Genomic DNA, 13466 nt, shown 5'->3' with positions numbered 1-13466 from the left:
GTAGTGATTTCAGGCCCCTCAACGACCTGACGTCAACCCTATCACCCTACACTTCAACAGTAAGGCACTCACTCACCAGTTGCTAAAGTGAAGTGATAAAGGATAATAAAGCCTAGAACCGCGGTGCCTGATCGGGCTACGCGCCAAAAGAGCGACAGAGACTGACTAACGATTTATGCCTGAACAATACCAATACACGTTACCTGAGCGTTATACGCTCCCGGCCAAAGCTGGCGATGTACGGCTTTTAGGTCAGCTCACTGGATCTGCATGCGCGCTAGAATGCGCGCAGATTGCCGAAAATCATGCTGGTCCGGTGGTGCTGATCACCTCGGATATTCAATCAGCGCTACGGCTACGCGACGAAATCCAACAGTTCACTACCCGCATGGTGACTACCCTGTCTGACTGGGAAACGCTGCCATACGACAGTTTCTCACCGCATCAGGACATCATCTCCGCTCGCCTGTCTAGCCTGTATCAGCTCCCGACGATGAAACGCGGCGTCTTCATTCTACCGGTCAACACGCTGATGCAGCGCGTATGTCCGCATGAATTCCTGCATGGGCATGCGCTGGTGATGCACAAAGGCCAGTTGCTATCCCGCGACAAACTCCGCAGCCAATTAGAACAGGCTGGCTATCGCAGCGTCGATCAGGTGATGGAACACGGTGAATTTGCCACCCGTGGTGCTTTGCTCGATCTCTATCCGATGGGTAGCGATGAGCCTTACCGTATTGATTTCTTTGATGATGAAATCGACAGCCTGCGTATATTTGACGTGGATTCTCAGCGCACGCTTAACGAAGTTGAATCCATCAACTTACTTCCGGCACACGAGTTCCCAACCGATCAAACCGCGATCGAGCTGTTTCGTAGCCAGTGGCGTGAGCTCTTTGAAGTACGCCGCGATCCCGAACATATTTACCAACAGGTCAGCAAAGGCATCTGGCCTGCGGGGATAGAGTATTGGCAGCCGCTGTTCTTCAGCCAAGCACTGCCGCCGCTGTTCAGCTATTTCCCAAGCAACACGTTATTAGTCAATACCGGCGAATTAGAAGCCTCGGCGGATCGATTCTGGTTGGATGTGAATCAGCGCTACGAAAACCGCCGCGTTGACCCCATGCGCCCACTGCTCACGCCCGACAAGCTCTGGTTGCGCGTTGATGAGCTGTTTTCCTCGCTCAAACAGTGGCCACGCGTTCAGCTAAAAACCGACAAGCTAGATAAAAAAGCGGCGAACACCAACCTCAGCTACCAGCCTTTGCCGGAGCTCACGGTTCAGGCGCAAAACAAAAATCCGCTCGATCTTCTGCGGCGCTTCATTGAGCAAACCAAAGATGCCATTGTTTTCTCGGTAGAAAGCGAAGGCCGCCGCGAAACCATGCTAGAACTGCTGGCCCGCATCAAAATAAATCCGAAGCTGATTACCCGCATAGAAGACGCGGAAGCGGGCAAAATTTATATTATGCAGGGCTCGTGCGAGCATGGATTTATCAATCCAGAGCTCAAGCTTGCGCTGATCTGTGAAAGCGATCTGTTGGGCGAACGCGTTAGTCGTCGTCGCCAAGACAACCGCCGCACTATCAATACCGATACTCTGATCCGCAATCTGGCTGAGCTGAGCATCGGTCAACCGGTCGTTCATCTCGAGCACGGCGTGGGCCGCTATGGCGGTATGACAACGCTGGAAGCCGGCGGCATCAAGGGTGAATACCTGATCCTAACCTATGCCGGTGATGCCAAACTGTATGTTCCGGTTTCCTCGCTATATCTGCTAAGCCGCTACTCCGGTGGCGCAGACGAAAGCGCACCGCTGCATAAATTAGGCAGCGACGCGTGGACCCGAGCCCGCCAAAAAGCCGCGGAAAAAGTCCGCGACGTCGCGGCTGAGCTGCTGGATATTTATGCCATGCGGGCGGCGAAACCCGGCTTTGCGTTCAAACAGGACCGCGAAGCCTATCAAATGTTCTGCCAAACGTTCCCATTCGAGACGACGCCTGACCAAAGTATGGCGATCAATGCCGTACTCAGCGATATGTGTCAGCCACTGGCGATGGACCGCCTCGTGTGCGGCGATGTGGGCTTCGGTAAAACAGAAGTGGCGATGCGTGCCGCATTCCTCGCAGTGCACAACAATAAGCAGGTGGCAGTATTAGTGCCAACGACCCTTCTGGCTCAACAGCATTACGACAATTTCCGTGACCGTTTTGCCAACTGGCCAGTTCGCATCGAAATGATTTCTCGCTTCCGTAGCGCGAAAGAGCAAACGCAGGTGCTGCAAGATGCCGCTGATGGCAAAGTCGATATTTTAATCGGCACTCACAAACTCTTGCAGGCTGACGTGCAGTGGCGTGATTTGGGTCTTCTGATCGTCGACGAAGAGCATCGCTTTGGCGTGCGACAGAAAGAACGCATCAAAGCCATGCGCGCCGACGTGGATATTCTCACGCTGACGGCTACGCCAATCCCACGTACGCTCAACATGGCGATGAGCGGAATGCGCGACCTATCGATTATTGCCACGCCTCCGGCGCGTCGTTTAGCCGTGAAAACTTTCGTGCGCGAATATGACAGTTTGGTGGTGCGCGAAGCCATCCTGCGTGAGGTGACGCGCGGCGGCCAGGTCTATTACCTGTATAACGACGTTGAAAACATTGAAAAAGCAGCCCAGAAGTTAAGCGAGCTGGTGCCTGAAGCGCGGATTGCAGTCGGCCATGGCCAGATGCGAGAACGTGAACTTGAACGCGTGATGAATGATTTCCACCACCAGCGCTTCAACGTTCTGGTATGTACTACGATCATTGAAACGGGCATCGACATCCCAAGCGCTAACACCATCATTATAGAACGTGCCGATCATTTTGGTTTGGCACAGCTGCATCAGCTGCGTGGGCGTGTGGGTCGCTCTTTCCATCAGGCCTATGCGTATCTGCTTACGCCACCGCCTAAAGCGATGTCGACCGATGCACAAAAACGCTTAGAAGCGATTGCGTCGCTGGAAGACTTGGGTGCGGGCTTTGCGTTAGCGACTCACGATCTGGAAATTCGCGGCGCGGGCGAGCTGTTGGGCGATGACCAAAGCGGCCAGATGACCACCATTGGCTTCTCTCTGTACATGGAACTGCTAGAAAGCGCGGTTGATGCGCTTAAAGAAGGACGCGAACCTTCGCTAGAAGATCTCACCAGCAATCAGACCGACGTTGAGCTCCGCATGCCGGTGTTGCTGCCGGATGATTATATCCCGGACGTCAGCACCCGTTTGTCATTCTATAAGCGTATTGCCAGCGCCAAGAGTGACGATCAGCTTGAAGAGCTAAAAGTGGAATTGATCGATCGCTTCGGCCTGCTACCTGATGCGGCGCGCAATTTACTGCAAAGCGCCAAGCTGCGTCTGGATGCGATGGAACTTGGTATTCGCCGTATTGAAGGCAATGATAAAAGCGGTTTCATTGAGTTCGGCGAGAAGAACCATGTTGACCCCATGTTCCTAATTGGTCTGTTGCAGAAAAAACCGCACATCTTCCGTTTGGATGGGCCAACTAAGCTGAAGTTTATTGTCGACCTCAGCGAACGTAAGGTACGGCTCGAGTTTATTTCCGATCTCCTCAGCCAGTTTGCTGAACATCGGGTTTGATCTTGCAACGGGGTATATGAATATATGCCCCGTACTTTATTGATACAAAATACATGTCATACATACCACATTTTTTATTACGCCGTTGATTATCTATAAATCAAAAAAATTCAGGTCGTAACAATTAAATCTTTCGAAGTGTTATTTTTATTTGGCTTAGCATTTTAATTAATCATAATATAAAAGCATGAACCTGATGAAGAGGAAGCACATTCAACGCTTACGGATATATATGCTATATATATATCGTATTGCAGCAACTTTCCATCTATAAAAACCTCATCTGCATTTTTATTTAAATGAGGTTTTTTATAATCAGATGATTTAATTCTTTCCGAATGTAAGATTACCGTTTGATAAGTATATAAGATATAGGCATGGATCCAATATACTGATCGTCACTATCATTATTTATAACATCGCCGGTATTTAGATTAATTCTATGTGTCGGTTCTTTTTTGCAGAAAATCGCTATCTGAACAGAATAAATCCCATTTGGCGAGTTATAGTTAGTTATTTGCCTTATTGTATAATGATCCATTAGATTATTTCCTGCAGAATCACAAGGAACCTCGGGGAACTCTACTGTGAACCCTACGCTATCTTCTATATGATGATCAATAGGTTGATCATTACTACCAAGAACAGGTACGCGAACATACATTACAAACTGCCCATCAGGACAATAAACTTTACCAGCACTCCAGTGACCATAACCAACATGAATACTTCTTGGGATGTTATTTCCTCCCCTAACCCCAGCACCTATAACTTGCAACATAAACACCTCTTTAATGTAGTTAAATTAAATGATTACCCATGCAAATATTCGATTTTTAATACAATCAAAACCAATCGAAATTAACATAAGACAATTTAATGTCAACTCACCACTGACTTATTTACATATTAATTAACCATGTATCAAAGAAATAAAACAATTGCAGAAACAGCATCTGGTAAATATATACATCGATTTAATGAATTGAATAAATTCACCACCACCAATATATAGTTAACAAACTTAGAAATACTGGTTTCAGCATCTTTAATACTTATTCAATCTAATTCAGGTTATAGCGCCTAAGATAACCAGCATCATCCAGAATGACATGACAGTCTTACTATTTTCAGGATGAATTTTTCACATCTCACTGAAAAAACAAGATGAGCTATATTTATTGAACGGCTTGAATTCACAAATGAATGGCCAAGCTAGGGACTTAAGATTTAGCTCCATATCATGTGCTGATGAGTTCGTTTTAATACATGAAGTAAATAATGCTGGAATGCTTGAATCAGTAAGGGAGGCATTAGCCTCCCTTACTGATTCGCGTTATCAAACTCTTATACGCTTTGGTTCAGCACCAGCTGGCCGTTACGGTCAACGGGGATCTGGGTACCCGGATCTTTATCCATGCGAACCCGACCTTGCTGATCGCCAATTTTGTAGGTGACGTCGTAGCCCAACAGTTTCTGCGATTTGTCGTAAACGGTTGAGCAGCGTTGCTGGGTGCTGGTATAGGTGTCGTTGTTTTGCATTGCGCCCTGAACCTGATTACCGGCATAGCCACCGCCTAATGCCCCAACCACGGTCGCCACATCTTTGCCGCGTCCGTTACCGATTTGATGGCCTAATACCCCACCCGCCACTGCGCCTAGCACAGAACCCGCTATTCGATTTTCGTCTTGTACCGGACGGCGATGCGTTACCGTGACATTACGACACTGCTGCCGTGGGGTCTTCACTGACTCATGAATCGGCGTTGCTGAGAGTACCTGCGCATAACGCGGTCCAGTGCTAAACACGTCTAAACTTGCTACTGCAGCAACGCTTAACGCTGCGGCTACGCCGATACCAACACCTGCCAACATTGATTTATTCACAGGGCACTCCTCCTGAATAGACTCACGCAATGGTGATGAATACGTTGCTTATGAACATAACGGACTCATAACGATGCGAAAGTCATAGGATCCTTTCGCTCGGTGTGCGTGCTTCACCTAACTTATAGGAGATAGTTTGCATAGGAATATTCATTGCAACAATCAGACAACATAACCAAATGATATTCATTACTCACTTTAAGAGCTTTCCTATCAGACCCTTTAGTTCGTGCGCTTTAACGTTGTGTGCCTCTAAAAGAGGCGCTTATTGGCATATACCAATACTTACCCTGTATAAAAAACACTCGTCAATGTATCAGCAGCCAGAATTTTTAAATCTAAATAAGCACACACTTTGTTTCTAAACGGCGCAAAGCCTATGCAATAACTGAGCTACCTTAGTTTTTGTAGGGCTCGTTACTTTCATTTTTTTCATATTCATTCATTGGAGAAAAAACAATGAAGCATTGCGTTGCATTACTATTAGTACTCTTCTCTTCGCTGCTGCTTAATCCATTTTTTGCATATGCGGATAATTATCAAACTAGCGTCAACTGTGCGTATAGCCATACATTAGGTGACGACGCTATTCTCATGTATGGCATGCCTAATCATGCTATGTGGCATGACTTTTTTGGTAACCAAAAAACCGACGCATATTCAACTTATGTAACACTTCGTGAAGCAGCAGGAACCACCTGTGACACTTTAGCTGACTCTTCAGCCTATTGGGCACCGGCCATGAGATTGCCAAACCAGCAAACTGCACCGCCTAAATACACCAAAGTCTATTATCAAACTGTCAACAGCACACAATATCCATTGACCTCCTTACCTGAAGGGTTACAGCTATTGGCCGGCAACCATACTGGAACAGCGGAAAACCCTTACATTTCATTCTTTTGTAACGATGGTACGGGTTATAGCAATAGTGACCAACGCATATGCCAGCGTGCATCTGACGGCACATTACAGGTCGATATCGGAATTCGATTCCCTAACTGTTGGGATGGACATACGCTGAAAGCTAAGCCGTCAGGTTCACCAGCAAAACCGAATGCGGTTTATTCTAATAGCGATGGTTCCTGTCCTGTAGATTATCCAAAGCATATCCCAACGATAAATATGAACGTCGCCTATATTATTAATGGCTATGACAAATTGGATTTAACTCAGGTTCAATTGTCATTAGACCCGATCATGAATGGCGAACAACGAATTGAACAATGGGGAACGATGTATACCGCTCACGGTGATTTTATTAATGGCTGGTCACCCGATGCAGCAAAATTTATGACAGAACGCTGCATGAATAATAATTATGACTGTACAGGCCATATGCCATATAGCTATAGCGATCCTATTGCTGACACCTACGTCAGTAATTTAGCTGACAGTGACAAAAATTTTGGCTCACAAATCCAAATGCTAGCGCTAGGCGATATATCAAACAGCAGCGCACTGAATAATCCCATGAAGATTGCGCTGGTAAAATATAAAATCCCACCTATGCCGACCCAATATCCCGCAGATCAAACGGCGCTATTCAGCTATAAGTTAAGATTATCAGGCGGTATTCTCACCACACCGGCAAATGCCATCACTATGTATGCGTATCCTGCCAACACTAACTGGGATGAAAATAGCGTTACGTGGAATAACCGCCCATCGTGCGATGTGTCCAGCTGGAGTTCGTTGTATTTAGATAATGCTGTTTCCTACCGAGAGTTTGATGTTACGACACTGGTGCAAAAAGCGCGGCAAAAAGGACAAACTGAAATTGCCTTCTGCATAGCAGGTGATAGTAAAACATCAGGATATACCTATTCGTTTAGCACCAAAGAGACGCCTTACCTGTCTCAGTTACGCGTTGTTGCTACCCAGCCAGGTGGAGAATAACGTCATATTGCCTGACACGTTAGGGTAAAAAAAACGGCTCTAATCAGAGCCGTTTCATTTCAACGATATATTCAGCAACGCATTAGTGCAGTTTCAAACGCGGACGAATCACGCGATTGATGCCACCGACCAGCATCATCAGCCCAGTCTTGATATAGCCGTGCAGCGCGATTTGGTGCATACGGTACAGCGAAATATAAACCATACGCGCAATACGCCCCTCTACCATCATTGAACCACGCATCAGGTTGCCCATCAGGCTGCCAACGGTGCTGAATTTAGACAAAGAAACCAGTGAACCGTGGTCTTTGTACACGTAAGGCTTCATATTGCCGCCTTTGAGCTGTGCCAAAATGTTGGCGTAGCAGCGAGAAGCCATCTGGTGCGCGGCCTGAGCACGCGGTGGAACAAATCCGCCGGTTGGCTGCGGGCATGACGCACAGTCACCAATCGCGAAGATATTCGGATCGCGCGTGGTTTGCAGCGTTGGCTCAACCACTAATTGGTTGATACGGTTAGTCTCTAAACCGCCAATATCTTTCATGAAATCAGGCGCTTTAATGCCCGCCGCCCACACCATCAGATCGGCAGGAATAAATTCACCATCTTTCGTGTTGAGGCCATTTTTATCCGCGCTGGTAACCATGGTTTTGGTCAGAACGCGCACGCCTAACTTCCTCAGTTCGCTGTGTGCTGCGCCAGAAATTCGGGGAGGCAGCGCAGGAAGAATTCGCTCGCCCGCCTCAACTAACGTCACGTTTAGCGCTTCACTGCTCAGGCCTTCAAAGCCATAGCTGTGCAGTTGCTTAACCGCATTGTGCAGCTCCGCAGACAGCTCAACGCCGGTTGCTCCGCCACCCACAATCGCGATATTCACCTTCGCCGCTTTATCTTTTTGCGCCGAGAACTTCAGGAACAGATTCAGCATTTCGTTGTGGAAACGACGAGCCTGATGCGGGTTATCTAAGAAAATGCAGTTATCTTTCACGCCCGGTGTACCGAAATCATTCGAGGTACTGCCCAACGCCATCACCAAAATGTCATACGACAGCTCGCGCTGTGGTACCAGAATTTCACCCTGCTCGTCGTGAATGTCTGCCAGCGTCAGCTGCTGCGCAGCGCGATCGATGTTGGTCAACGAACCCAGTTGGAAGGTGAAGTGGTGATTACGCGCATGAGCCAGATAGCTCAACGCATCCACGCCGTCATCCAACGATCCGGTTGCAACCTCATGCAGTAGTGGTTTCCACAAGTGGCTATGGTTACGGTCAATCAGAATGATTTCCGCTTTGTCTTTACGACCGAGTTTATGGCCCAGACTGGTTGCCAGCTCGAGACCGCCCGCACCACCGCCGACAATCACGATTTTTTTCTTAGATGCGCTCAAAGCTTTCTCCCTTGGTAAAAAATGTAAACCAATAGTTAATTAACGGTAAATAATCAATACCCTTATTTTACGTATGGTTCACTCAGGTTAATTTAATTTTCTACGCAAAGAATAACACGACAGGTCATTTGGTCATACCAAAATTGATGCACATCAATTTTTATGTTTATTCCTTGGGCGATATGTATCATCTCCTCACAAATTTGAGTTGTTTTTCAACGTAATCATTACAAATCAGACGCTCTTCACACTTCTATCGCCTACTCGAATCATCAACATGACAAAGCCCAGTTTTTAACCTTTATTTAACCATGCGAGCCTAGTCTCCAAACCTCTCTTACAACAAGAAATCGATACCTCTCCCCCTATACGAAGGAGCCGTACAATGAAGAACGTCCGATCCGGCCTGATTTGGCTATTGGTGGCGTTAATCGGCGCTTATGCTTTTGGCATGCTAGCGCTGAGCCGTGGCGAACATATTAATGCGGTGTGGCTGGTGATAGCCGCTATTGCCTGTTACAGCATTGCCTACCGTTTTTACAGTCTTTTCATTGCTGAAAAAGTGTTTGAACTCGATGACCGTCGATTAACACCCGCCGAGCGCCACAACGATGGTTTGGACTATGTGCCAACTAACAAATGGGTGCTATTCGGGCATCACTTTGCGGCGATTGCCGGAGCGGGTCCGCTAGTCGGCCCCATTTTGGCGGCGCAAATGGGCTTTTTACCCGGTACCATTTGGATTTTGGTTGGTGTCATGCTGGCGGGCGCAGTGCAGGACTTTTTAGTCCTGTTTATTTCGACTCGTCGTGATGGCCGGTCGCTGGGCGAAATGGCTAAACAAGAGCTGGGCTCTTTTGCAGGCGTCATCACGATGCTTGGCGCATTAGGCGTGATGATTATCATCCTCTCAGCCTTGGCTCTGGTGGTAGTTAAAGCCTTAGCTGACAGTCCGTGGGGGCTGTTTACCATTGCCGCTACGATCCCTATCGCTCTGTTTATGGGCGTGTACATGCGTTATCTGCGCCCGGGGAAAATTGCGGAAGTCTCGATCATTGGCTTTGTTCTGATGATGGCCGCGATTATCTACGGCGGCGATATCGCCATGCACCCTTATTGGGGGCCTTTCTTTACTCTACACGGCACCACGCTAACGTGGGTGTTGGTTATTTATGGCTTCATTGCTTCCGTACTGCCGGTTTGGTTGCTGCTGGCACCGCGCGATTATTTATCGACCTTCCTGAAAATTGGCGTGATCGCCGGTTTAGCCGTGGGGATTGTCTTTGCTGCGCCAGAGATGAAAATGCCAGCGGTAACCCGCTTCATTGACGGCACTGGCCCGGTATTCTCCGGCAGCCTATTCCCATTCTTGTTTATTACCATCGCCTGCGGTGCCATCTCAGGTTTCCATGCGCTGGTTTCCAGCGGCACAACGCCGAAACTCATCGAGCGTGAAAGCCATATTCGCTTTATCGGCTATGGTGCCATGTTGATGGAGTCATTCGTGGCCATCATGGCATTAATCTGCGCCTCGGTTATCGACCCTGGCGTCTATTTCGCCATGAACTCCCCTACGGCACTGATCGGTACTACGGTAGAAAATGCCTCACAGGTGATTAATAGCTGGGGTTTTGTCGTCACTCCTGAAACGCTTGCCATGATTGCCAAAGACGTGGGTGAGAATTCCATTCTGTCACGCGCCGGTGGTGCACCGACCTTCGCCGTTGGCATGGCACATATCATCACCGAGGTCTTCAACAGCCGCGCCATGATGGCGTTTTGGTATCACTTTGCCATTCTGTTTGAAGCACTGTTCATTCTGACCGCCGTGGATGCGGGTACGCGCGCCTGTCGTTTTATGGTGCAAGATCTGGTTGGTGTCGCAATTCCAAGCTTAGCCAACAACCGTTCTTGGTTTGGTAATCTTGCAGGAACCACGGTGGCCGTTGCCGGCTGGGGCTTCTTCGTTTATCAAGGCGTGGTTGATCCGCTAGGAGGAATTAATACGCTCTGGCCGCTGTTTGGTATCGGTAACCAAATGCTGGCCTCGATGGCGTTAATTCTCGGCACGGTCGTGCTGTTCAAGATGAAAAAGCAGCGCTACGCATGGGTGACCATTCTGCCAACGGTCTGGTTATTCGTGACTTCAATGACCGCTGGCTGGCAGAAGATTTTCCATGAGAAAGCCAGCATTGGTTTCTTAGCACAGGCCAAACGGTTCTCTGCGGGGATCGATTCAGGCACCCTCATTGCACCTGCGAAAACCATCAAAGATATGGAAACCATTGTGATGAATAACTACATCAACGCCGCGCTGTGTGGCTTCTTTATGTTGGTTGCCATCACCATGCTGATTTCTGCTTTCTTTGTTATTCGCCGTGCACTCAATGCCAACCAGCCGACGGTGCACGAGACAACGCCGGCACTGCGTGAGGAAAAATCACATGGCTGAGGAACATGATGTCAAAGCACACATGATGATCAAAAGCGGTCTGCCGTGGAAAAGGCAGGCGCAGCCGAATATGGTTATCCTGCGCTGTTTGCCACTTTCGCTGGGTGAGTCACACCCAACGTCGGCATGGCAGTGGGTAAAACTGATGTATCGGCGAGCCGCACAAAGTTTGCGTTTGATGGTTGGCGTGCAAGATTATCAGAACTACGTGCGCCACCAGCAGCTACATCATCCTGAAAATACGCCAATGACCGAGCGTGAATTTCATCGCTATTGCTTAGAGGCACGCTTCCCAAGCAAGGGGGGGAAATTGGGCAAATGCCCATGCTGAGGATCACGCGTTTATAAACATCAAAACCGGCCAAGTGGCCGGTTTTTTTATGGAGATTTATTCTATTTTATCGCTTGAGGTACGCTCTTCATTGCCAACCTCTTTTTCGCCCGTTTAGACCACTTGGGCGATAGGCTACAAACGAGCTAGCCCAACAGATTGGTGCCAAACGCACCCTGCCAATCTTGTTCAAATTTCTCAACGGCAGACTGCACTGCGGGGCTCAGCAGCATTTGCTCAGCAATATCGACCGGCAGCGTGATCGCCTCACACCCCACCAACATGCAGTCCAATGCCTGGCGTGGCGTTTTAAAGCTCGCTGCCAGCACGCGAGAATTTGGCGCATGCATCTTCAGCAATTGATGTAATTCTCGCACCATGCCGATACCATCGCCGCCCTGCGCATCAACCCGATTAACATAAGGGGCAACGTAGGCTGCTCCGGCCATAGCCGCCAGCAACCCTTGGCCTGCACCGTATACCGCGGTGCCAAGCGTGGCGATATTCATTGTATTCAGCTGTTTGATGGCTGCCAGCCCCTCTGCCGTGGTCGGGATTTTCACGATCACGCCAGAAATTCGCTCGGTCAGCATAACGGCTTCCGTCACCATGCGTTCCGAATCGTTAGCCATCACCTGCGCAAAAAGTTTACCCGAACCGCCCAGCGCATCTCGCAAAGCCGGCAAAACCTCCCATACAGATTTACCCTCTTTGGCAATAATACTTGGGTTGGTTGTCACCCCTTGCAAGGGTAAAACACGCGCCAGCCTTTTCACCGCAATGACATCGGCCGTATCCAGATACAGTTCCATTCACTTCCCCCTATCGAAAATGTGCTCAACGTCTGATTGTGCTCACTATAAAGCATTAAACCCATTTGCAGTTGATCAATATCAACTCAACTTTCATTCGAAAGTGCATTAATCTTCGTTAGAAGAAATTGAACACTAATCATACCTTCGGAGTTCGTATGCTATTTAACCTGCAACGTTATTCGACCCATGATGGTCCAGGGATCCGCACAGTGGTATTTCTGAAAGGGTGCTCCTTAGGGTGTCGTTGGTGTCAAAATCCAGAGAGTCGCTCACGAGCCCGTGAACTGCTGTATGACGCAAGACTGTGCCTAGAAGGGTGTCAGCTATGCGAACAGTGTGTGCCGCACGCCATTCAACGAGAGAATAGTGGCGTCACGATCGATCGTCATGCGATCGCTGAGCGCGATTTAGATCGTCTGGAGACATGTTGCCCTACGGGCGCGTTGTCTGTATGCGGGTCGGCACTGGATCTGGATGAGGTGATGGGGTCGGTGCTGCGAGACTTGCCTTTTTATCAGCGAACCGGCGGCGGAATAACCCTTTCTGGCGGCGAGCCTTTCATGCAGCCCGAAGCCTGCGCAGAATTGCTGAAGCGCAGCCATCAACACCAAATTCATACTGCCGTTGAATCCTGCCTGCATGTGCCTTGGCATAACATTGAGCCCAGCCTTGAGTTTCTGGATCTATTGTTAGCCGATTTAAAGCATGTTAACGCAAACACCTTTAAACAATGGACTGACGGCTCTGCTAAACGCGTGATGGACAATTTTTGCCGTCTCGCCACGCGCGGCGTCAATATGACGATCCGTGTTCCACTCATTCCCGATTTTAACGCCGACGAACAATCCATTCGCGCAATCACCAACTTCGCCGCCGATGAACTCGGCGCCAAAGAGATTCATTTTCTGCCCTACCACACGCTCGGCATCAATAAATACCGCCTGCTGGATATGCCTTATATAGCGGCGGATAAGCCATTGGATAACCCAGAGTTACTGGACTTTGCGCAGCAATACGCCCGCGATAAAGGTCTTACCGCTCTGCTACGAGGATAACGT

General features: G+C 48.7%; 9 protein-coding genes. 5 read left to right on the top strand and 4 right to left on the bottom strand.

What is annotated here, in order from left to right; all coding sequences use genetic code 11:
- The first annotated feature begins 175 nt into the window (after positions 1–175).
- Positions 176–3637, top strand: coding sequence for a transcription-repair coupling factor (gene mfd / locus BN1044_RS11110; RefSeq protein WP_072308717.1), 3462 nt, complete (start codon positions 176–178; stop codon positions 3635–3637).
- Positions 3638–3983: 346 nt separating this feature from the next.
- On the opposite strand, the gene BN1044_RS11105 is transcribed toward mfd, so the two are convergent.
- Both BN1044_RS11105 and BN1044_RS11100 read right to left on the bottom strand, forming a co-directional pair.
- Positions 3984–4418: a hypothetical protein gene (locus BN1044_RS11105; RefSeq protein ID WP_072308716.1), complete on the bottom strand. Its 435-nt coding sequence runs from the start codon at positions 4416–4418 to the stop codon at positions 3984–3986.
- Between the two features lie 566 nt (positions 4419–4984).
- Positions 4985–5524, bottom strand: a complete 540-nt coding sequence (locus BN1044_RS11100) for a glycine zipper 2TM domain-containing protein (RefSeq protein ID WP_168780263.1) — start codon at positions 5522–5524, stop codon at positions 4985–4987.
- A gap of 459 nt (positions 5525–5983) precedes the next feature.
- Here BN1044_RS11100 and BN1044_RS11095 point away from each other — a divergent pair, with 459 nt between their 5' ends.
- The gene (locus BN1044_RS11095; RefSeq protein ID WP_072308715.1) at positions 5984–7423 is read left to right on the top strand and encodes a CBM96 family carbohydrate-binding protein; all 1440 of its coding nucleotides are present in this window, start codon (positions 5984–5986) and stop codon (positions 7421–7423) included.
- Positions 7424–7505: 82 nt separating this feature from the next.
- Here the strand turns inward: BN1044_RS11095 and BN1044_RS11090 are convergent, their stop codons facing one another.
- On the bottom strand, positions 7506–8810 hold the full coding sequence (locus BN1044_RS11090) for an NAD(P)/FAD-dependent oxidoreductase (RefSeq protein ID WP_072308714.1): 1305 nt from the start codon (positions 8808–8810) through the stop codon (positions 7506–7508).
- Positions 8811–9195: 385 nt separating this feature from the next.
- Between BN1044_RS11090 and BN1044_RS11085 the strand changes: the two genes are divergently transcribed.
- Together BN1044_RS11085 and BN1044_RS11080 are read left to right on the top strand one after the other, a co-directional pair.
- Positions 9196–11262, top strand: coding sequence for a carbon starvation CstA family protein (locus tag BN1044_RS11085; protein ID WP_072308713.1), 2067 nt, complete (start codon positions 9196–9198; stop codon positions 11260–11262).
- A 25-nt stretch (positions 11263–11287) separates the two neighbouring features.
- Positions 11288–11593, top strand: coding sequence for a YbdD/YjiX family protein (locus tag BN1044_RS11080; protein ID WP_072308782.1), 306 nt, complete (start codon positions 11288–11290; stop codon positions 11591–11593).
- Positions 11594–11739: 146 nt separating this feature from the next.
- Here the strand turns inward: BN1044_RS11080 and fsa are convergent, their stop codons facing one another.
- Positions 11740–12405, bottom strand: a complete 666-nt coding sequence (gene fsa, locus BN1044_RS11075; RefSeq protein WP_072308712.1) for a fructose-6-phosphate aldolase — start codon at positions 12403–12405, stop codon at positions 11740–11742.
- Between the two features lie 158 nt (positions 12406–12563).
- On the opposite strand from fsa, the gene BN1044_RS11070 reads away from it, so the two are divergent.
- On the top strand, positions 12564–13463 hold the full coding sequence (locus BN1044_RS11070; protein ID WP_072308711.1) for a glycyl-radical enzyme activating protein: 900 nt from the start codon (positions 12564–12566) through the stop codon (positions 13461–13463).
- The last annotated feature ends 3 nt before the right edge of the window (positions 13464–13466 follow it).

It is taken from the genome of Hafnia alvei, assembly GCF_900095695.1.
Lineage (GTDB): Bacteria > Pseudomonadota > Gammaproteobacteria > Enterobacterales > Enterobacteriaceae > Hafnia > Hafnia alvei_B.
The sequence above is the reverse complement of the archived record's forward strand: the minus strand, read 5'-3'. Positions and strand labels throughout refer to the sequence as shown.

What these genes read in the sequence shown, in the direction of transcription:
- BN1044_RS11105 (WP_072308716.1), bottom strand. Translation starts at nt 4,418, where the DNA reads ATGTTGCAAGTTATAGGTGCTGGGGTTAGGGGAGGAAATAACATCCCA.
- BN1044_RS11070 (WP_072308711.1), top strand. Translation starts at nt 12,564, where the DNA reads ATGCTATTTAACCTGCAACGTTATTCGACCCATGATGGTCCAGGGATC.
- BN1044_RS11095 (WP_072308715.1), top strand. Translation starts at nt 5,984, where the DNA reads ATGAAGCATTGCGTTGCATTACTATTAGTACTCTTCTCTTCGCTGCTG.
- mfd (WP_072308717.1), top strand. Translation starts at nt 176, where the DNA reads ATGCCTGAACAATACCAATACACGTTACCTGAGCGTTATACGCTCCCG.
- BN1044_RS11080 (WP_072308782.1), top strand. Translation starts at nt 11,288, where the DNA reads ATGATCAAAAGCGGTCTGCCGTGGAAAAGGCAGGCGCAGCCGAATATG.
- fsa (WP_072308712.1), bottom strand. Translation starts at nt 12,405, where the DNA reads ATGGAACTGTATCTGGATACGGCCGATGTCATTGCGGTGAAAAGGCTG.
- BN1044_RS11085 (WP_072308713.1), top strand. Translation starts at nt 9,196, where the DNA reads ATGAAGAACGTCCGATCCGGCCTGATTTGGCTATTGGTGGCGTTAATC.